This window comes from Flammeovirga sp. EKP202, from assembly GCF_014534745.1.
Lineage (GTDB): Bacteria > Bacteroidota > Bacteroidia > Cytophagales > Flammeovirgaceae > Flammeovirga.
The window spans coordinates 156,532-178,297 of the sequence record NZ_JACVVP010000001.1; the positions used below are offsets into that span (position 1 = coordinate 156,532).

Below are 21,766 nucleotides of genomic sequence, written 5' to 3' on the forward strand. Positions count from 1 at the left end.
GCAAAAGAAAATGAAATTTAAACATCCCTCTTACCTCTTCATTCTTACCTCTACCTTGTTTCCAACTTGCATTTGTGCCAATTGATCACACGCTCTTTCCGTTAAGTTCAAGGCTCTCAAATAACCTCCAGAAGTTGGAGCATCGGCCATCATAATAATCGGAATTCCTGCACTTGTAATCTGCATGGTGCCTTTTATCATTCCAGAAGAAATTATTTCTTTTTTATTTCCTAAGGGAATTGATTCACCTTCTAATCGATAACCAATTCGATTAATGTCTTTACTTATGGTATAAGTAGTGGATAATAATAACTCTTGACTTTCTTTTGGAAGTTCATTCCACTCAGGCCCTGGTAGCGCTTCAAGAACTACATGTTGAGGGAAATTTTGAGGTTTGATGACACTAAAGCTATTGGAGAGGATATTGGGTTTGAGGATATGGACAACATCTCCAGTTTCAAGCTTTTTACCGTAATACCCTCCAAATTTGGCAGGGAGGTAGGTGGAGTAGCTATTATATATTTTTGGAAGGTTTAATTGACCAGCGATGGCTAAATATCCGTACATGCCTTTGGTTGCAAAACCAATACTCAATATATCATCCGTTGTCAGTGTGAGGATTTTACCTTGAGGAACTTCGTGATTGTTTAATTTAAGTTCCATATGTGCTCCGTAAAAAGCTACAGAAAATTCAGTATGAGCCTTGATTGTACAACCTACTTGACAGCATTCTAACAAAGCGGAGTTTGGTGAGTTTCCTACCAATGAATTGGCAATTTGAGCAGAAGATTCATCCATAAAACCGGACACGGGTATTCCTTGATCTTGCACACCATATCGTCCTCCATCTTGAATGGTGGTCATCAATCCTCCTTTTATGACTTCAAAGCTCATTTTGTATTCTTTAGTTGGTGAAAAGTGTCAAGATCGATCGATTTGAATTTGATTTGATCTCCCATTCGTACGAGTGGTTTTTCGTTGACTTGGAAAATTGGAACTGGAGTTTGCCCAATGATCTGCCAACCTCCAGGAGTTGCGGAAGGATAGATTCCCGTTTGTTGATCTGCCAAACCTACAGCACCGGCAGGGATTTGAAGACGTGGCGTTTTTTTTCTTGGTGTAAATAATTGAGGATCTAATCCACCTAAATACATAAAACCTGGAGAGAAGCCTAACATGTACACAGTGTAATGAGGAGCAGTGTGTAAATGGATAATTTCGTCTATTGAAATATTTTTTGATTGTGCTACTTCTTCAATATCTAATCCTAAAGAAGTGGCATAACAGACCGGTATTTCAATTACCTTTTGTTCAAGTTCTTTATCACCATCAATCTCTATATTTTCTATTTCCAGTTTCAACTTGTCAAAAGAAGTCACAAAAGGGTCATATATTAATGTGATAGAATTATAAGCGGGAGAGATTGATTTTATACCTTCCATAGAAGATTGTAAAAGGTATTTATAGTAGTTTTTTACCTGTTGATGAACCGGAATGGAAATGATATTCTCAAACTGAATAATCAAACTCTTTTCCCCAAATCTTTTTACCTCCATCATAAGAATGATTGAATATGAATAGAATTTTCTACTAGCTTTTTCTTTACGAATTGAATGAGTTCTAAGGCTTCAGGGGTATCTCCATGGAAACAAATACTATCTGTTTTTAATGAAATGAGTTGCTTATCTATACTTTCAAGTTGCCCTTTCTCAATTGTACTTTTGATTTGTTGCCATGCTTCTTCATTGGTATGAATTACGGCTCCTGCTTCACTTCTTGGAACCAATTTTCCCTCTGAGGTATATCTTCTATCCGCAAAACTCTCTTTGATAAAAGAAATACCACTCTTTTGACAGAGAATTTCCAATACTGAATTAGGCATTCCCATGATAGATAAACTTTCACTTACAGCTTGAATTGCTTCAACAATGACTGTTGCCGTAGTTATATCAATCATGGCTTTATTATACAATGCACCGTGAGGTTTTACATAATTTACGCTGATATTTTCCTCTTTTGCTATAGAAAGCAAGCCCTGAACTTGATCCATAATTGAGGATTTCAAATCATCATTTGAAATCATAATTTCTTTCCGACCAAAGTTTTCTAGGTCAGGGTAGGATGGATGTGCACCTACATTCACATTATATTTTTGAGCCAAACGCAATGTAGCTTTCATACTTTCTTTGTTTCCTGTATGCCCTCCGCAGGCAATATTGCAGGAAGAAACGATTTGGAGGAGATGTTCATCATAGGGAAAGCCTTCTCCTAAATCTGCATTGAGGTCTATTGTTTTCAAGTTTTGAAGAGTAATATTTGTTGAGGGTGCAAAATAATTAATTATCTGGTTTTTGGAGAAAAAATAAACCACCTCAATTGCTCAAGGTGGTTTATGGTTTACTACTTATTTCTGTGTTATCTCGTAAGCTTAAAAGCTGTTCTTATAGCTTTATCAATCCTTTTTTCTCTCTTCTGATCAAACAGGTTGAATGACAGGAATTAGGGAATATTCCATTTCCTTTATACTGCTAACGTGTCAATTCTATAATTACTTCGATTTTGATGTTAATCGGACCATCCGTAGTTTCAATATCAATTTCCACTACAGATTTTTTAGTGATCTTATTCGTGGTTAATTCAGTAATCTCCCATCTTTCTTCTAAAAAAGTACCATCAATGGCAAAAAAGAATTCACTCATGTCTTCATTGATTTCCCAGTAATCTGTTCTGTGGTTAGGAATATCTCGTACGACAGAAAGTTCATTACCTTCTTCATCATAACGGATACGATCGTATTTACCTCTTACCTCTAGGATATTTTCATCCATGAATTCATAGGTGGAACTGATATTATCAGCTTTAAAATAAGTGATGTTATTTTTTTCAGGACGAAGCTCGTAGGTTTCAGTTTCTGTAGCATTGATTGCAGATACTTGCCATTTACCTTTAATAGGGTCAAGTGGTCCTTCATCTTCGCTACACGAATAAAGTGATAGAATCCCAAGAATAATGAGCAGACGAAAAAAATGTGTTTGCTTTAACATAGTAGTATATTATATAATTAAAAAATAGAATGCTTCTTTAAGTTTCAGTTATTATTTCGCTTTCATTAGTACAGCCATTTACAATAAATAGAAGCAACAATGATACTTCTACTTTGATGTGTACTTAAGATTTAAAAACGAAAGAAAATAGATTGTAATAATAAAACTTGTCCTAGTTTATTACATGTAGAAAAATAATAAATGAATAGTTCTTTCCTTATCTCCCCCAATTATTGAATGTTTCAAGCCTGTTTTAATGAGAAATCAATTACATGTACCTAAATACTGTTAATGGCCACAAAACCAATTCTTTCGTGTAATGAGCAGAAACCTAATTACATGAATTACTTTTTGATTATGAATTACTTCAGATTTACCCATCTATTGCTTATTGCGATTCCATTTTTCCTTGTTTCTTGTTTTGATCAAACCGATGAAATTGAGCAGATTGATTTATCTAAAAATATAGAAGGTCAATATATTATTTCTGGTTTTCAATATGAGGGGGTAAATACTGTAGCTCCGTTAGAAGAGCATGAAATAGGAGATAGTTATATTTCTGTAGTTAGAGAGAATGAAACACAAGTAACCGTACGCTTAATTTTTGATACGGAAGAAATACAGTTTTCTTGGAATTTATCAGAGCAAAATGTCATCACTTTTAATAATTCAGAATACGATTATCAAGTGCAGCCGGGGATAACAAGCCTCAATAATCTACATCTTTTTATTGCTAAAGACGGGCGGTTGAAAGCAGAGTTTTCACCCTATTTACAACCAAATATTAAATCGATTTATGCTTCTAAATAGAAATCAACTCATAAAAAAACTCCTTGAAAAGTGTTCACCTTTCAAGGAGTCAATATTTATATTTTATCTAACCCTAGTCTCTGCTTGATCCGCCGAAGAAACGTAACAAGTATAAGAATAAGTTGATGAAATCTAAGTATAAGCTTAATGCACCTAAGATAGCCATTTTTTGTGCTGACTCTCCGTCTGCGATAGCGTAGCTCATCTCTTTTAATTTTTGAGAATCATAAGCAATTAATCCCACGAAGATCAATACACCTACAGCTGATGATAGCCAGTATAACATTGAGCTACCAATAAAGATATTTACTACTGATGTTAGGATTAAGCCAAATAGAGCCATAATCAAAAGGTTACCCATTGATGTTAGGTCTCTTTTAGTTGTTAAACCAAAAATACTCATACCAATGAATGTACCCGCAGTAATTAAGAATGTAGATCCAATATTAGCTAAAGGATAAACATAAAAAATAGTCGATAAGGTAACACCAGTTAAACCTGAATATAATATGAATAATGTTGTGGCAGTGGCCGATGACATTTTATTAATTCTTGCACTTAAGAAAATAACCAAACCAAATTGTGCAATGGCTAAAATCCAGAAGTTATTGGTTACGATTGGCATGTTAGAAGCATTGTTGGCTACAAACATGGCTACAAAAGCTGTAATTAATAATCCAGCACTCATCCAACCATAAACTTTTGTCATAAATGAACTTTGAATACTTGCTATTTCTTTATCTGATCTATGACTGCGTTGGAACGCATACTCTTGTTGTCTCATTTTAGGTAATATTTTAAGATTTTCTGTTAATCATTGGTGATATAAACGAAATATTAAGACTTAGTGTTTCGGGGCTCCGTAATTTCTTGCACCAAAAATAGCACTTCCAACACGGATCATTGTGCTACCTTCTTTGATGGCTATTGGGAAGTCACCACTCATACCCATAGAAATTTCAGAAAGTTCTACGTTCTCTAAGTTATTAAATTTCTCTTTGAGTTCAGTGAAAAGCGTCTTTAAAGAGGCAAATTCTTTTTGCACTTGTGTTTCATCAGATGTATTGGTTGCCATACCCATCACACCTACAACTCTGATGTTTTTCAACGCCTGAAATTCTGCTGAGGATAAGTATTCAGTTACCTCTTCTTTAGAAAAGCCAAATTTAGTTTCTTCTTCAGCAATGAAGATTTGAAGTAAACAGTCAATAACTCTGTCATTCTGAGCTGCTCTTTTTTGAACTTCATTCAGAAGCCTTGGGCTGTCAATAGAGTGAATTAAAGAGACAAATGGAGCAATATATTTTACCTTATTTCTTTGAAGGTGTCCAATCATATGCCATTGAATATCTTTTGGTAAAACTTCATGTTTGTCTACCAATTCTTGCACTTTATTTTCACCAAATATTCTTTGATCAGCATCATAAGCTTCCTGCAACATTTCTACAGGCTTGGTCTTACTAACGGCAACCAATTTACAAGAAGTACCTTCCAGTTTTTGTCTGAAAGAGTTAAGATTTTCTGCGATAGATGACATATTTATTTCTTTTTGATAATTAGCATAAACAAGAAAGTAAGGAAAAAGCCAAGGAACAACAATCCAATAGCTTGGTCTACGGCTAGAACACCTGCTGATAATTCTTCAACACCTTTTACGTTTTCCTCGTAACCTGCTTCGCCAAGACTTTCAATAATTACTGATTTTCCTTCTATTAAGATGATTTTTAAATCTGCTTTATGACGCTCAATAATTGCTTGACCAATACCTTTTGTACTTAAAAGAACATACAGTAAAAAGCCATATAACGTTGTGGCTACGCTATTTAACGTTACCCCGATTAAAATACCTTGAGGACCTTTCATTTTTCCATCGTTTAATTTCAGACGGAAATAGGTCATTGCACCTGCAAAGAAAAGGCCGTAAAGAGGGAAGTTAATATTTTTCCATCTACCAAATGAGTTGAGGTTAAGTCCGTGCAATACCATTGCATATCCAATTAAGATAAATGCTGCTATTGCTCCTGCTATAGCTCCAACCTTAAATAAATCAGGTCTTAAAAATTTTAATTTTGGTGATTGTGATTGTTCTTTCATAATTCAGTCTTAAGGCTACAAAAGTAGTATAAGAAGTAAGAAGTAAGAAAGAAAGAAGGGAGTTATTGGAGAGGATTTTTAATTTTTTACGTGAAACCAAAAATACGCTATAAATCAAACTCCTTTTTTAGACTTTGATACTGTTGGATGATTTTAATATTGAAAGCTTGTAGGAACATCAATTGATAGTGCACGATAATGTAGTTTACAGTGTATTAGCTTTGTAGCCTAACTTTAATATCTATCGGCATTTACATCATTTTTCATCCAAAAAGGCCCTTATTATCGGCTTAATTCCATAAGAGATTAATATTATTAAATACTGCAATCGATTTTTTGATTCTCGTTTACATTTTGTAATGAAAATCATTTCTTAATTAAAATTCTTTATTGTAATTAGCCAACTCAATTGGATTTGGAAAAATCAAACAAACACTTTTCAAAATATATATATTAAATCATGACGACCGTAACTTTAGGAATTGACGTAGGAGGTACTAATACAAAAATTGGTTTTGTAGACAAACATGGTAGATGTTTGGCAAGTACGCACATCCCTACAGGTGCTGATGAACCATTTGCAAACTTCTTATCTAACGTATTTGCTACAGTAGATAAATTGAAAGAAGAAGCAGGTGAAGTGGAAATGGTTGCAGTTGGAATCGGTGCTCCAAATGCTAACTACTATACTGGTAAAATTGAAGAAGCTGTAAACCTTAAAGGTTGGGGTAAAGAAGTTTCTATTGCTGACTTAATGGAAGAGCACTTCAAGGTTCCTGTTGCCATCACAAATGATGCTAACGCAGCTGCTTTAGGTGAAATGAAATTTGGTGTAGCGCAAGGAATGAAAAACTTCGTAGTTGTTACATTAGGTACTGGTCTTGGTAGTGGTATCATCGTAAACGGAGACTTATTATATGGTCATGATGGTTTTGCTGGTGAGTTAGGACACATCAACGTTGTTGAAGGTGGCCGTATCTGTGGTTGTGGACGTAGAGGTTGTTTAGAAACTTATGTTTCAGCAACAGGTATCAAACGTACAATGTTTGAACTATTAGCTGACAGCAACGGTACAAGTTCTTTATCTGATAAGACTTTCGAAGAGTTGACAGCGAAAGATATCTTCGATGCTGCTGAAGCTGGTGACGAATTAGCAAAAGAAGCATTTGACGTAACTGGTGAGATTTTAGGTAAAGCGTTAGCTGATACTATTGCCATCTTTAGCCCAGAGGCTATTGTATTGTTTGGTGGTTTAGCAAGTGCTGGTAGCTACATTACAGAGCCTACACGTACAGCTATGGAAGAAAATTGCTTACATATCTTCAAAGGTAAAACTAAATTAGTAGTATCTAACTTAGAAGGTGACAACACGGCAATCTTAGGTTCTTCTGCATTAGCATGGCAAGAATATGAAAAACAAGCAGCTAAAGCATAGTTACTTGTATTAAGATAAAATGAAAACACTCACTTCTGTAAAATGAAGTGAGTGTTTTTTTTTATGAAAATTTTTTAGAGTAAGGTAAATACACTATTCCGTATACTACTGTAAAAACCATTGCTCGTATTGTAAAACCTGATAAGGTAAGTTCGCTTGATTCAACTACTAAGTATTCCAGTAAGAATGATAGTAAAAAAAGCATTAGCAAATTAGACATGAACGTATTGACTTGTTGGATCATTGAATTAGGGTAAAATTGACGTTAATTGAATATTCTTTAATTTATATTATTTATTGGAATAAATCAAATAAAAAGCCCCTTCTTACTACATAATGTTACAAGAAGGGGTTTTATTGATAATGTGATTTTGGAACAGTTAATAGTAGATAGATCTCTCAACTTCTATCTATTTTGTACGACTCATTCACTAAAATGAAGAATTGTAAATAAAAAATAGCCGTACGCTTAACTATCTTTATAATAGAAAATAGACCTTTAAATAATGGGTGGTTTAAATTCCAAAATGCTGTTTGTAAAGGACCCTTACTATGATTCAGTAAAGGCCCTTATATATTATCTAACTACAGCTAATTATTGTCTTGAAGCTTTGTATTCGATATCTGTTTCTGAAGACTCAGATACATGTAAGTTAGTTACAGTGAAATCATCAGCATCTGCGTTGTAAGTATTATCAACATGCTTCAATGTAACATCATGCTCGATAGATACACCTGTAGGGAAACCTTTCACGATCACGTTATCCATCGTTACTTTAGAACCTACACGGATTTTGAAACCTTGAGAGTCAGAACCGTTCTCTTCAGCAATTACTGTGATGTTTTTCAAAGTTGGGTGAGAATAAGGAGTTGCCTCATGGTTTTGTGAGTTGTTGTCTCCTTCGAAACCACGGTCACAACCTTCAGCAACATGAGCATACGCATTTTCTAAAGTACCTGTCCAACCTTCAGTCCAGTCAAATTGATCATCTTTGTTGTCTGTAGAAACTAAATATGATGCGTTGGCAGTACCACCAAACCATTCAAACCCATCGTCATCACCTTTATGAGCTTGTAAGTGGTGACATTCAGTATTGTTACCAACACCGTTGAAAGTAAATCCATTGTGCTCTTTGTCTGTAGTAATTTCGTTACCACCAAACTCTAAACGGATGTAAGATAGCGATCCTGAGTCATCTGTAGGATTTTCTCCACCATACCATAACTCTTCACCGTCGATACCTGTACCAACTTCTGGGTGAGCTTTTCCACCTTCTACATTGATAGGTGCATAACCATTAATGATAATACCACCCCATGAACCAGGAATTTGATCTTGAGAAGTGAATACAATCATGTTTTCGGCAGTACCGTTTGCTTCAATTTTAGCTCCTTGCTCAACCATTAAGTATGCTACATCATCACCTTCAAGATCTACAATTCTTACTCCTGGGTTGATTGTCAAAGTAGCTTGGTTTCTAACGTGAACACCACCTGATAAGATCCAAGTAGAATTTTCTTCTAAAGTAAGATCTTCGCTGATATCTCTAGGAAGAGTTCCCGTAGCATTGTCAGCTGTTACATCAGAAACGTCAGTACCTGGGAAATCCACACCTACGGCCCATTCACCTGGAGTCCATCCTGTAGCTTCTCCATCAATAGCGATAGGTTGTTGTTCAGTCAATTTTGCGGCTAAGATTTCACCTTCGCTTTGTGAAGGATCTTCAGTAGTTTCATCGTTGTTGTTACATGCAACAAGAACAGAGGCTAACATTGAGATAGCTGCAAATTTTTGTACAAAGTTTTTCATTTGATTGAAAGGTTTTAGAAAAAAGACTTAAAAATTGTTTTATTAAAATGTGTAAGACAACCCTACACCTAGTTCCATTCCAAGCTTATAAGCTGAGACTTGTTTTGTTGTACCGTCCTCAAACTTTTGGTAACGTTCGATAGATGGATTTAAGAGGTTTTTAGCAGATACATTGAAACTTAATGCATCTTTGATTTTGTTTCTGACAATGAAGTCCAATGTACCGAATGACTTCTCGTAAATATCTCCGGCTCCCATTGCACCAGCGGCAAAAATTCTATCACCAAATGTTGTGTAGGTCAATGTGAAGATGGAATTAATATTTCCATTATTCCAGTCTTGTTGATACCCTACGTTGGCATTGATAATAAATGGAGAAGCACCTTGTAATGCTCTTTGTCTGTTGGTTACAATGGTATTAATATCATCAGAAATGGTCATTTGTGAGTACATAAAAGTACCATTCATACCAATTGTAGTTTTTCTTAAAGCTTCAGAACCGTTATTGATGATTGATCCTAATGATTTTTCGAATTCTACTTCAATTCCTGCTACTGTTGCTGTTCCGATATTATCAAAAGAGTAAACGTTTCCAGCTGATGGTCTAGCTACTTTCTCGATTGGATTATCTAAGTATTTACCAAATAAACCTACTGAGAACAATTCACCAGAGTTAGGGAAAATTTCATATTTCAAATCGACATTATAGTTCTGAGCATTTTTCAAATTAGGATTACCAATAATCGCTTCACCACCTACAACAGTTTGGTATTCGAAAGGAATCAACTCTCTCATTCCAGGTCTTGTGATTGTTTTGCTGGCAGCAAATCTCATATTCGACCTTTCATCCAGAGCATATTTTAAATTGAAGGAAGGTAAGAATTCAACGGATTCATAACTATCTTCTCTGTAAGGATCAGCAATCAGATCACCTTGCATTTTATATTTTACATACTGTTCCCCAATTTCCGTTCTTACTCCTACATTCATCTTTAATTTGTTTGGCATGATATCATAGTCATACCCAGTGTAGAAGGAATGTACATCCATTTTTGCCTGGAAATAATTGTTCGGAATTGTAAAAGGAGAGTAGAAAATGGTTTCATTTTGAATCCACTCATTGATTCTAGCATTCGGATCTTCAGAATTGATCCCTCTTACGACTGCACTACTCGATCTAATATTTGTTTGGAACCATTCAAATTCTCTGTTTTTTGATTTCATTTGGTAGCCAAACCTCAAAGTGCTTCTAAAGGCATCATGTTCATTATTAAAAGCACCTAAACCAATTGAAAAATCCGTTCTTGCTGCATATTCTACTTCGTTCATTTCACCCCAATAGCGGTGATTATCAAAAGCATTACGAGTGAATAAGTTGACTTCTTTACCGTCTACAGATTTATCAGAGAATAATAATTGTCTTCTGTCAGGTTCTTGTGATAGTGTAGCAGTTCTTGAAACTCCCCAAGTGAAATGTAGTCGATCATTTTCCATAAACTTATGATCACCTGAGAATTGATTTACAAATATGGTATTTTGAAGGTAGGTATTTCTTCTTGCGAATAATGTTTCAGTATCCAAGTCATTGTTGTAACCATAGTTCTCATCAACTGAGTTAAATGATTCGTTGACAACAATATTATTTAGTTTGAATTTATGTTTGTTATTAAGCTCGAAAGTAAGGTTTAATAATGCAGAAGTATTGGTAGAGTAAATCCATTCTTCACGGTCATAATCTACATAAGGAGTGGCTTGTGCATTGTAAGCAGCAAAACGACCATCTCTGTATTCGTATTTGTTATTGTGAGCTAACGATCCGATAATACCGAAAACACTTTCATCTCCAATATCCCATGATTTACCACCAGAAGCATTTAAACCAATGTTTAATGGTGCTGTTGCTGTTGTTGGAGACCATGATGTATTATATGCTCCTGGCTCACCGTTTGGAGTGATTGTAGGGACTCCACCTTCAGGTCGTTGTCTTGCATTACCATTAAAGCCAAATGATTCGTATTGTCCGTCTTTGTGCGTTTTAAAATCATTGAAAGTAGCTAATGTGTTAAAAGCTCCTGAAATTCCTATTGTAAAAAAAGCGTCGTCAGGATAATCTTTTAAGGTAATATCAATATTGGCACCTGCAAAGTCTCCGTACAATTCAGGAGTTGCTGTTTTTGATACTCCAATATTTTTTACCAAGTCCGTAGGAAAGATGGATAATGGAATTACTTTTAAATCAGGGTTAGTAGAGGGAACAGGTAAACCGTTCATGGTTGCAATATTATAACGATCTCCGAGGCCTCTTACATAAAGTCCTTTACCTCTGACTTTTGCCACACCTGTCATTTTTGTCATGGCACCCTCCACGTCAGAAACACCTTTTACAGACATTTCTTCAGCTCCGATAGATTCGATCATGACATCGGCATTTTTACGCTGTACCATTAAAGCTTCAGCACTTTCAGTATTGGCCTTGGCTACAATTTCGACGGCATCAAGTTCTTGTGCGTCTACTTCTAAATTAAATCTTAATTGATGTTTCTGTCCTTCTACGACATTGACTGTTTTGATGACAGTTTTGTAGCCGATGAAAGTAGCTAGGATTTCTTTTTGACCAGCTTCTGCTAAAAAAGAAAACTGTCCGTATATATCAGTGGAGGCACCGGTGTTGGTCCCTTTAATAATTACACTTGCTCCTATAATTTCTTCGCCAGTGTCAGCATCGAAGACGGTACCTGAGATTGTACCCTTTTGTGCCCAAGATGTCAGTCCAATTGAAGTTAATAAAATTAGGAAAAAAAATTTCTTCATTTGTTAATCGGTTTTATTTACGTCGGCAAAAGTAGACGAAATAGATCTCATCGATTTATACAAAAAATGAAGATTTTATGAACTGAAAAAAATGTGTATGATGTTAATGTTAACTTGTTAAAATGTTGTGATTGTGGTAGTTGTTAATTTATATAACGCATGTTAAACCTAAAAAAAGCTAAATCAGTATAACAGTGAATACATTGATTTAGCTTGTTGTGAGGTATTATTTTACATTTTCGAATACCACTATATCTTTACTTAATGCTTGACTAATATTACCATTTTCATCTTTGAATCTTACCCAAACATGTTGCCTTCCTCTACCTGCTAAAGTCCATTCGATCTCAGGTTGGTAATTGACCCATTGAGCAGTTGAAAAATCCTTGGAGTTGGACAATTGCATTTCTACAGTATCATCGGATACTTTTGTTTTTACAGTGACCGTCAGAGATTCTGTACCAGTTGCACGGTCATTAAACTCCATATGATGAAGAATTGGGTGACTTGTATCTAAAATGATAGAAGCAGAAATAGGTTTTGAAACAGTGCCAGCTTGGTTTTTTACTTTAAAATAAACTTTCGCAACACCGTCTTGGTTATTCAATTTCCATTTTTTGGTATGCCTGAAAGGTTCCCAAGTAGATGGAGAGGCGAAACTATAATCGTTACAGATAATCATCTCTGTGGCATGTTCAGCATTTAACTGAAGAGTCACTTCAACTTCTCCTGTTGATGGCTCATTATTATTAATGCTAATTTCCGTAGCCATTGGGATGGTTCTGTCTAAAATGATTTCACTTCTCGTTTCAAAAGATTCATTACCTGCATAATCATAATACTTAGCATATACCGTCTTTTCACCATCACCTTCAGGTAACAACCATTTTATTCGCGAACGGTAATGTGTCCAATAGGCATCAGAGAAGTCTGCATTATTAGATATAACCATAAAATCAGCAGATTCGCAGATTGGGTTGAGTACAACTTCTCTATTGTTGGCTCTTGTATAAAAGTTTCCACCATCAATCACAAGTCTAGGTTTTGATGGAGGGTCTCGGTCCCAAACAATATCTCTTTTTACAATTCGTGTAACGTTGTCGTAGTTATCTTTAAACTGAATGTAAATTCTTTTCTTTCCTTCTTCGCCCACCAAAGGATAGTTGTAATTTTCTTGGTAAGGTAGCCATTCTGTTCCTTCCCAATAAGGATGATCAGATACTCTCATGTAATAGGCTGAATCAACTTTGAACTCCATATCCAAGGCAACATCTCTTATAAAGGTAAATTGACTTGGTACAGTAATTTGTTCAGGTAATTCAGGAACATTGATTTTTACATTGATATCTTGTGGTGAGGTTGCATCAAAATACAGCTTCTCAACAAGAGGTTCTGATAAATTACCCACAAAATCCTTAAAGCGGACATATAAAGTTCTATAACCAATAGGACCACCTTTTACACTCATACCGTAATAAAACGGAAGTTCAGTATAAGGTTTCCACGAAGCAGTGTAAAACGTTGAATCTTCAGTGATTTGCATCGCCACGGCAGTTTCAGCCTTGACTTTCACAACATAATCTTTGGTATAATAAATACGAGACTCAGTAGGTAATACTTCAAGATCAATAGAAGTATTCAATGGAGGAGTCTTATCCCAAATGATATGGTCTTTCACAATCTGACTTTCCGTTCCTGTTTCTGATTTAAATTTGGCATAAATAGTTTTTACACCATCAGGGTCATGGAGGTAATGCGTGACTTTATTTGTATACTCTTGCCATTCTACACTTTCCAAACTTTCATCAGAACCCACCTTCATGTGAGTAGCATTCAAACAGAATAGTCCTATTTCTACTTTTCCGTCTCCTCTTGTATTATATTCATTATTATTATCCAAGCTAATTCTAGGGCTAAGAGGTCTTACCTCTTTATAGATAGAGTCTGCATAGATTTCTGAAACATTTCTTGCACGGTCTCTAAATTGTACTTTTACTGTTCTGTATCCACCTTTGTTACCAATGAAAAGATCGAAAGGAGCTGTAGAAAACTCTCTCCAATACGCATTATCAAACTCTTCGGCTAATCCTACTTTCATCATAAGTGCTTCATGTGCATTGACTCTCACTCTTACTTTATTGTCAGTAGTTTTGCCTCTACCAAAAATCTTAATACGACCATGTGTTGGAGGATCTTTGTCATAGTGTATTTTAGCCATAATTGGCCTTGATTGGTTTTTGGCTCTATCCCTATATTTAATCCATACTTCACGGTCACCACTTTCTCCTTCTTCTAAAGTCCACATCTTTACCTTAGAGAAAGGTTCCCAATCACCTGCAGTATGAAAATCTTTATCATTTGAAATACGCATTTCATGACCATGAGTAGCGTGTAATTGTAAGCTTACATTTGTAGACTTTGTGTATTCGTCTCCATTATTGATGGCAATTCTTGGGTTAATTGGAGGTTTTGTATCGATATAAATCGCAGTATTGATCAGTCCAGACTCATTACCGGCTTTATCTCTAAATCGGATATATACTCTTTTATAGCCCTCAAATACATCATCTTCCATAGTCCAATCTTCCATGTAATCTCTATACCTTCTCCATTTCTGTCCATAGAAATTAAGACTATTACTGATTTTCATGTATTCAGCATCTTTTGCACTCATTTCAAGAGCAACCTGTCTATTATGGGAGTTGACATATTTAATACCTGTTTCTTTATCCAAAATGGAATAATCAGGTACAATATCAAGAGATTGAGCGATTGGAGGTTTAGTGTCTAGTTTGATATGGTCAACGTAAACTTTTGTTTCGTTACCTGCATTGTCTTTGAATTTTACATGTATTTTTTTTACACCATCACCAGGAAGTAGTAACCATGTATTAAGGTGTTTTCTAAAGGGTCTCCAGTCTTTATCATTAAAAACGCCTGTATTACTTAAATTCATCCAAGTTGCTTCTTCGCACTTGAAGTCAATTTCTACATTTCTATACTTGGTATAATTACCTCTTGAAAAGTTCACTCTACCTCTGTAAGGTGGTTTTGTGTCTAAATGAACAAAAGCCACAAAAGTATTGGTGGTGGTTCCATTTTTTAGTTGAAACTTGAAGAAAATTTCTTTTGCTCCATCACCTTCAGAAAGCGTCCAATAATATGTTTTTTGATAGCCAATCCATTTACAATCACTGAAATCAAAGTTTTCACTGATTTTCATTTTGTAGGCTTCAGGAATATTAATATTAAGTTGAACTTTTTTCTTATTGGTTAACTCACCCTCTTCAATACTTACACCAACTTGTGCGATTGAGAAATGTTGCAGGCAAAGAGTGAGTAATAGAAATGAAAAAATATATTTAAGTTGAAATTTCATGACAATCTGGAAAATTTAATATGGCATACTGCAAATATTGGGCAAGAACTTTTTTTCCTTCCAAATCATCTAAGCAGAATCTAAAAAAACGCTATTAAAGTTTAAATCTTAACGCCGCAGCTGCGATAGAAATTGTACTTGAGTTTCCAGAAAGTGAGAAGTAAGAAAGAATATCATGTGTAGATATACCTACTTCATAAAAACCTTTTCTTGCAGAGTAGGTAACACCAATTGGAAGTTTGAATGTGTCGTTGTTTCCTCCAATGTTAAATCCAGTGGAGAATGATAATGTTTTAAAAGGTTTAAAATCACCGCCTATGGCATAAAGAGGTTTTTGTAAGTTACCAGGAGCATCATTTTGAGGTATAATAACGTCTACACCTACATGTACTAAACGGAAGAATTCATAACTAGCACCAACTCTGATGGTTGTCGGTAAATCCACTCTTTGGTTGCCCTCTTTTTTTTCCCATTCTACAGCTGAGTTACTACCTGCTAATTGAAAAGTTCCTTCGTTTTGTACAAAAATATTATAGTTGTCCACACCCTGACCATTTACTCTACCTAAAGTAAGGTCACCTACCGAGTAAATTTGACCAGTCCAGTTCATTTCCCCGTAGTTATTGAGTGCTACACCAATTTTTAAATTTCTTTTGATGACAAAAGTAAGTCCAAAATCAAGCCCGAATCCTTCACCAGCAGGTTTTGGATTTACCAACTTTTCCGAAAGAGGTCTGCTGTCAAAATCATCTTCGACTAATCCGTTAGTTAAAACATCAACAGGGTTTACAAAAGAAGACGAGAATACTGGACTTTGGAATTCACCGTTTTGGTTTACATCAAAATCCATAATCAATAAACCTTGTAAATAGCGAACGCCGAAACCTCCATAAATGGATAAGTCATAAGTTTCAAGTAATTGCCCACCATAAGAAAAATTGAATTCACGGATCCAAGTAGATTTCATTTTTGTACCATCCAAGACCGAAGAAAAAGATTGTTCATCATCAGGGTTTTCGAAAAAACCTGCTTGAACCTGATCTAATTGATCATCCGTCAATGTACCTCCAGTGTGTCTAGGGTTATCGATGATATCACCATTTGCCATTTTTAATTTTGGAAAGTAACTACTTGCTGCTCCCATAAATATTAATTCGGCAGTAAATGGATTTGTTACAGTATATGTACTTACTCTGTCTCTAACGCTAAATGCTATACCTCCATATTTCTTGGGCATTCTCCAGCTAAAACCAAAGAGCATCACATTGGCATCTACGTTGGTACTGTTATTACTGAATTTATTGATAGCTTCTTCTCTTTTGGCATAATCAAAACGATCAGTTCTGAAATTGGTCATTGCACCCAACAATTCATTTGTGTTGATGGCTTCAGAGCTAAACGCAACATTTCCTTCTAATAATCCGAAAGTGAATTTTGGATCTCTATAGTTTTTTTTGATTCCGATGTTGGCAGGGTTAATACCAATAGCTTGATAGTCAGTCACGAAAGTTGTACCCACGCCACCACGACCAGTCACTGAGTAAACACTTCCTTCACTTTGAGCGTAGATTTGATTTGAAAAGAGCAATAATAAACTGAAAGTGAGTGAAAAATATATATTTTCTTTATATGATTTCATAAAAGTCTGAAGATAGTTTTTTGGCCTATTTAATAGTAAAGTACCAAGAACACTGTGAACAGTAGTGTTAAGAAACGTAAATATAATTAATCGAGCAATATTTTTTAAACAAATGTGAAAAATATGTACTACCCGAAGTTACTTTGCACTAATTCTATCTTTATTTTGTTATTGATAATCACTTTACTACTGCTAGTGGACTTACTTTTTGGATAGAACTCACAAAAAATAAAAAATAATTGGATAAAATTTATTTTTGGCTTAATACTTAATTCTATATTTCTTAACTTAAATTAGTTGATGAGTATGGAGAAATTTTTGGTAATAAAGTTTTACTTTTGAAAGATAGAGTAAATTCAAAAAATTACTGCTATTGCTATCTTCCCTTATCTATATTAAAAAGAATCATCAAAAATGAATAAAAGAAAAAAGTTTGTTGTTTTTGCGGGCATTAGTTTTCTAGCACTTTTTTTCTTTTCTTTTTCAAGTAACAAGGTTAGCAACCATTACTTTGAAATAGCGAAGAACATGAAAATATTCGCTCAATTATACCAAGAAGTCAATACCTACTATGTGGACGATGTTAACCCATCGGAGATGATGACTACCGGCATTGAAGCAATGTTGGCTACTTTGGACCCTTATACCAATTATATTCCTGAAGATAAAATTGAAGATTACCGTACAATGACTACTGGTGAATATGGTGGTCTTGGTGTTGTTGTTGGAAATAGAGGAGGCAATATTACCGTTTTACTTCCTAATGAAGGTTACCCTGCTTATGAGGCCGGCCTTCAAATTGGAGATATCATAGAAAAAGTGGACGGTGAAGAAATGAAGGGAAAGGGCACTGAAGAGATCAGCAAGTATTTAAAAGGTCAAGCTGGAAGTGAGGTAGTCTTGACCATCAAAAGATATGGAAAGGAAGCTTCGTTTGATGTACCAGTAAAGAGAGAAAAAATTCAAATCAATAATGTACCTTATTATGGTATGGTAACAGATGATGTTGGATTAATTCAGTTAAGTGATTTTACGAGGAATGCCAGCCAAGAGGTAGGAGACGCATTAACAGAATTGAAAGATAGAGGTGCTTCAAAAGTGATTCTAGATCTTAGAGGAAACCCTGGAGGTTTATTGAATGAAGCTGTAAATATTGTAAACTTATTTGTACCTAAAGGTTCTGATGTAGTGTATACTAAGGGACGTATTGAGGATTGGAATAAGACTTACAAAGCGATGAATGCTCCTCTAGATACAGAAATTCCTATTGCTGTTTTGATCAACGGAGGAAGTGCTTCGGCTGCAGAAATTGTTTCTGGCTCAATTCAGGATTATGATCGTGGAGTATTGTTAGGGTCAAGGTCATTTGGTAAAGGTTTAGTACAGGCTACACGCCCATTAGATTATAATTCTAGATTGAAAGTAACGGTTGCTAAATATTACATTCCAAGTGGCAGATGTATTCAAGCTATTGATTATAGCCATAGAAATGAAGAGGGCGAAGCCATTGTAGTTGCAGATTCTTTAAGAGAGCAATTTACAACAGCAAACGGAAGAGTAGTTTTAGATGGAGGTGGCGTTGCTCCAGACATCAAAGTGAAGCCTTTTAACTTTGCTCAAATTTCAATTAGTTTGATTTTAAAGGGATTGATTTTCGATTATGCTACAAAATACCATTATGAGCATGAATCTATTGCTTCTGCAAGAGATTTTGAAATCACGGATCAAGAGTTTGATGACTTTATCGCTTGGTTGAAAGACAAGGATTACGGTTATAAAACAAAAGTGGAAGTTTCTGTAAAAGAGCTTGAAGAGAGTGCTAAAGAAGATAAGTATTATGATGACATTCAAGAAGAAATTGAAACTTTAAAGAAGAAAATTTATCATAATAAAGAGTCTGATGTTATAAAATTCAAATCTGAGATCAAAGATGTTTTACAAGCTGAAATTTGTAAGAGATATTATTTAGAATCAGGTGAGATCGAATCTACATTCAATGCTGACGTAGATGTTATTGAAGCAGTGAAGGTATTGAATGACAAAGAAAGATATCAGAAGATTCTGACATCAAACTAAAAAATAGATTCTTTTTAAAAGAAGGTTATCAGAAATGATAGCCTTTTTTTATATTGTGTATTCTACAAAAGTTACTTTGTACTATTTTTGAAGTAGTAATTAAGCTGTTGCAAATTTGAAATTGGGAGGAGGTGGAGTATTATTTTTGCCTAATCAGGGCAGGAAAAGCAAATCTAAAACTTCCAATTTTTATTGTTCAACTGCTTATACAACAACAAGCAAATGGATTGTGATTTATAGCCACTCTTAAGTTTATCATTGTTACAGTCAGTGTGGTCTATCGAGACTTATCCAATCTTTTTAGATGAAATTTTATAATTCTAACTATTATGTTCGCTAACAATCAGTTTATAGATAACATATTAAAAATCTTCACATATACATTTGAAATTGGAGGCAAAACATTTACTCCACTCTCTATTTTACAGGTAATTTTTTTCATTGTCTTGGTATTCTACTTGTCCAAAAAATTAAGAGACATATTGGTAGATAAAATCTTATTAAAATACCATGTAGATGAAGCTATTAGTTATAATATAGGAATTTTGGTGCGGTACTCTACAATTGTAGTTGGTTGTGCGATTATCATTCAAAGTACTGGTATTGACCTAAGTTCTCTACATGTTTTGATTGCCTCTCTAGGTGTAGGTATTGGTTTTGGTTTACAGACTATTGCAGATAACTTTTTATCGGGTATTATCATCCTTTTTGAACAACCCATAAAAGTAGGTGATATGGTAGAAGTGGGTGATGTTAGAGGACGTATAGTTGAGATTTCATCTAGATCTTCAACGATAAGAACGAATGATAATATTACTGTAATTGTACCTAACTCTCACTTTATTTCTAATAATGTAGTGAACTGGAGTTATAATGAAAAAAGTGTAAGATTAAGGATTCCAATAGGTGTGTCGTACAAAGAAGATCCGGAAAGAATTAGAAAAATAGCATTGGAAGAAGCACATAAGATTGAAGGAATACTCCAATTTCCTACTCCAGATTTGATTTTTACAGAATGGGGAGATAGTTCCATTAATTTCACATTGAACATCTGGACAGTCAATTATTATTCAAAGCCAGATATCTTGAAAAGCCAAGTGTATTACGCCCTTTTTAAAAGATTCAGAAAAGAAAACATTGAAATACCATTCCCTCAAAGAGATTTAAATCTAAGAGATGGTTGGGAACAATTAGAATCTGTAAAAAGTTAGAGATCATACTAAATTAGTGGTAATTTGATATACTTCAGTCATATTTTGATAGTCTTGATGAAATGTTTGTCGTTGAACAATTTATAGTTTTCAATAAGAACAAATCAATTCTAATCTAATATGAAAAAGTTACTTCTTGTTTTCCATTTGATCGTATTTTCATCTTTTACTATTTATGCTCAAACAGCAACAAATACTTCAATTGCCAAAAGTTTAGGCTTATTTGTATTTCCTTCTGATGGGCAAGATCAAGCAACATTGGATGCTGATGAAATGGCTTGTTATAAATGGGCCATCCAACAAACAGGTTATGATCCTATGAACCCGACAAAAGTTGAGGCAAAACAGGCTGATACTTCTGCAGATGGATCAATGGTTGTTGGTGCAGCAGGAGGAGCGGCTGCAGGTGCAGCAGTTGGTGCTATTGCTGGCGATGCAGGAAAAGGAGCTGCGATCGGGTCTGTTGTAGGAGGTTTGAAAGGTAGAAGGGCAAAGGTGTATGGTGATGCAAAAGAACAAGCTCATAATAATGAGGTAGCGGCTCAACAGGAAAAAGAATTAAAAGATAATTTTAATAAAGCATTTACGGCTTGTATGAGTGGTAAAGGTTATACTGTGCAATAGCACAAAAAAATAATAGAATGAAATAATAAAGAGTGATGAGAAATGAGTGTGATGTATAGCACCTTTCTACATCACTCTTTTTTTTATAGTGTACTAAATTTTTTGAAATCTGAAGGTCGCAACTGCAGGTGTTACTTCAGTACCATTTCCTAAAGGAGCCGATGTAATTTCGAAGATATTGACTACCGGATCAGATGGAGCATTCGGTGATGTAAAGGTTTCACCATCATCAGTCCCCGAATCATAGTGTATAGGTGTGATGGTTACATCGTCAACCCATTCATTATCGGCATAAAGGTCTAAGTTTTCTACAGCAACAAACCAATCAGGGCTTGGGGCAATCATAGAAACTAAACTCACATAACTATGGTCACTACTTACTGTAATTTCAAATTCAATTTTTGCAGTACCAGAAGATAATCCTCCTTCACTAATTAAGAAATCGGCTTTTCCAGTAGAAATAATATCAAGGATCTCTGCAGTGAGAGGCGATTTTCCTCCCGTTTCTGCCATTACTTTAATGCCATTAGTGGCTAATGTATTTTCTTTAAAAAGTGTAGTGTCTGCCGTATGTGCCATTCCAATAACACCTGAAAAATGAGAGTTACTCGGATAATCTGTTGGGTGAGAACTTGAAGACCAAGTCCCCTGATAGGTAATTTTATAGGTAGCAGTTGTTGGATCACTTCCACCAGGAGGTTGTACATTATCATCATCATCCGAACAGCCAAATAAAATTCCGATGAGTAATAGAGAGAGAATTCGTAGGTTTTTCATAATATATTTTTGTAGCAATTTAAATTTTGTTGGAATAAATATACTTTATTATAAAC

At 34.9% G+C, this 21,766-nt stretch carries 17 protein-coding genes; 5 read left to right on the forward strand and 12 right to left on the reverse strand.

Translation table 11 applies throughout. The features are described 5' to 3' along the window. Positions 1–30: 30 nt before the first annotated feature. The 4 genes from IC221_RS00670 to IC221_RS00685 all read right to left on the reverse strand — a co-directional run bounded on the left by IC221_RS00670 (position 31) and on the right by IC221_RS00685 (position 3,044). Entirely contained in the window at positions 31–894 is an 864-nt protein-coding gene (locus IC221_RS00670) for a biotin-dependent carboxyltransferase family protein (protein ID WP_188167125.1), read from the reverse strand. Beyond that, positions 891–1,559 (reverse strand): 5-oxoprolinase subunit PxpB, encoded by a 669-nt coding sequence (gene pxpB / locus IC221_RS00675; RefSeq protein WP_188167126.1) that lies wholly within the window; start codon positions 1,557–1,559, stop codon positions 891–893. Before pxpB ends, IC221_RS00670 begins: the two co-directional genes overlap by 4 nt. Beyond that, entirely contained in the window at positions 1,556–2,299 is a 744-nt protein-coding gene (gene pxpA / locus IC221_RS00680; protein WP_188167127.1) for a 5-oxoprolinase subunit PxpA, read from the reverse strand. The genes pxpB and pxpA overlap by 4 nt, the downstream gene beginning before the upstream one ends. A gap of 229 nt (positions 2,300–2,528) precedes the next feature. Further along, the gene (locus IC221_RS00685; RefSeq protein WP_188167128.1) at positions 2,529–3,044 is read right to left on the reverse strand and encodes a hypothetical protein; all 516 of its coding nucleotides are present in this window, start codon (positions 3,042–3,044) and stop codon (positions 2,529–2,531) included. Between the two features lie 291 nt (positions 3,045–3,335). On the opposite strand from IC221_RS00685, the gene IC221_RS00690 reads away from it, so the two are divergent. After that, entirely contained in the window at positions 3,336–3,854 is a 519-nt protein-coding gene (locus tag IC221_RS00690; RefSeq protein WP_223241252.1) for a hypothetical protein, read from the forward strand. Positions 3,855–3,927: 73 nt separating this feature from the next. On the opposite strand, the gene IC221_RS00695 is transcribed toward IC221_RS00690, so the two are convergent. From IC221_RS00695 to IC221_RS00705, 3 genes are read right to left on the reverse strand one after another with little or no spacing between them, the layout of a single operon-like run. After that, complete coding sequence (locus IC221_RS00695; RefSeq protein WP_044211657.1) at positions 3,928–4,638, reverse strand: Bax inhibitor-1/YccA family protein; 711 nt, start codon at positions 4,636–4,638, stop codon at positions 3,928–3,930. A gap of 60 nt (positions 4,639–4,698) precedes the next feature. Continuing rightward, complete coding sequence (locus IC221_RS00700) at positions 4,699–5,391, reverse strand: YggS family pyridoxal phosphate-dependent enzyme (protein ID WP_188167130.1); 693 nt, start codon at positions 5,389–5,391, stop codon at positions 4,699–4,701. A gap of 2 nt (positions 5,392–5,393) precedes the next feature. Next, positions 5,394–5,948, reverse strand: coding sequence for a hypothetical protein (locus tag IC221_RS00705; RefSeq protein ID WP_188167131.1), 555 nt, complete (start codon positions 5,946–5,948; stop codon positions 5,394–5,396). 460 nt (positions 5,949–6,408) lie between these two features. On the opposite strand from IC221_RS00705, the gene IC221_RS00710 reads away from it, so the two are divergent. Continuing rightward, entirely contained in the window at positions 6,409–7,383 is a 975-nt protein-coding gene (locus IC221_RS00710; protein WP_188167132.1) for an ROK family protein, read from the forward strand. A gap of 595 nt (positions 7,384–7,978) precedes the next feature. On the opposite strand, the gene IC221_RS00715 is transcribed toward IC221_RS00710, so the two are convergent. The 4 genes from IC221_RS00715 to IC221_RS00730 all read right to left on the reverse strand — a co-directional run bounded on the left by IC221_RS00715 (position 7,979) and on the right by IC221_RS00730 (position 17,022). Then, on the reverse strand, positions 7,979–9,193 hold the full coding sequence (locus tag IC221_RS00715; RefSeq protein ID WP_188167133.1) for a hypothetical protein: 1,215 nt from the start codon (positions 9,191–9,193) through the stop codon (positions 7,979–7,981). A gap of 42 nt (positions 9,194–9,235) precedes the next feature. Further along, the gene (locus tag IC221_RS00720; RefSeq protein WP_188167134.1) at positions 9,236–12,004 is read right to left on the reverse strand and encodes a TonB-dependent receptor; all 2,769 of its coding nucleotides are present in this window, start codon (positions 12,002–12,004) and stop codon (positions 9,236–9,238) included. A gap of 226 nt (positions 12,005–12,230) precedes the next feature. Continuing rightward, positions 12,231–15,383, reverse strand: a complete 3,153-nt coding sequence (locus tag IC221_RS00725; RefSeq protein ID WP_188167135.1) for a hypothetical protein — start codon at positions 15,381–15,383, stop codon at positions 12,231–12,233. Between the two features lie 94 nt (positions 15,384–15,477). Continuing rightward, the gene (locus IC221_RS00730; protein ID WP_188167136.1) at positions 15,478–17,022 is read right to left on the reverse strand and encodes a DUF5723 family protein; all 1,545 of its coding nucleotides are present in this window, start codon (positions 17,020–17,022) and stop codon (positions 15,478–15,480) included. A gap of 528 nt (positions 17,023–17,550) precedes the next feature. Between IC221_RS00730 and IC221_RS00735 the strand changes: the two genes are divergently transcribed. From IC221_RS00735 to IC221_RS00745, 3 genes are all read left to right on the forward strand, one after another. After that, positions 17,551–19,098, forward strand: coding sequence for a S41 family peptidase (locus IC221_RS00735; protein ID WP_223241253.1), 1,548 nt, complete (start codon positions 17,551–17,553; stop codon positions 19,096–19,098). 329 nt (positions 19,099–19,427) lie between these two features. After that, positions 19,428–20,309 (forward strand): mechanosensitive ion channel family protein, encoded by an 882-nt coding sequence (locus tag IC221_RS00740; protein WP_188167138.1) that lies wholly within the window; start codon positions 19,428–19,430, stop codon positions 20,307–20,309. A 120-nt stretch (positions 20,310–20,429) separates the two neighbouring features. Continuing rightward, positions 20,430–20,933: a glycine zipper domain-containing protein gene (locus IC221_RS00745; RefSeq protein WP_188167139.1), complete on the forward strand. Its 504-nt coding sequence runs from the start codon at positions 20,430–20,432 to the stop codon at positions 20,931–20,933. Between the two features lie 93 nt (positions 20,934–21,026). On the opposite strand, the gene IC221_RS00750 is transcribed toward IC221_RS00745, so the two are convergent. Further along, positions 21,027–21,710 (reverse strand): spondin domain-containing protein, encoded by a 684-nt coding sequence (locus IC221_RS00750; protein WP_188167140.1) that lies wholly within the window; start codon positions 21,708–21,710, stop codon positions 21,027–21,029. Positions 21,711–21,766: the final 56 nt, after the last annotated feature.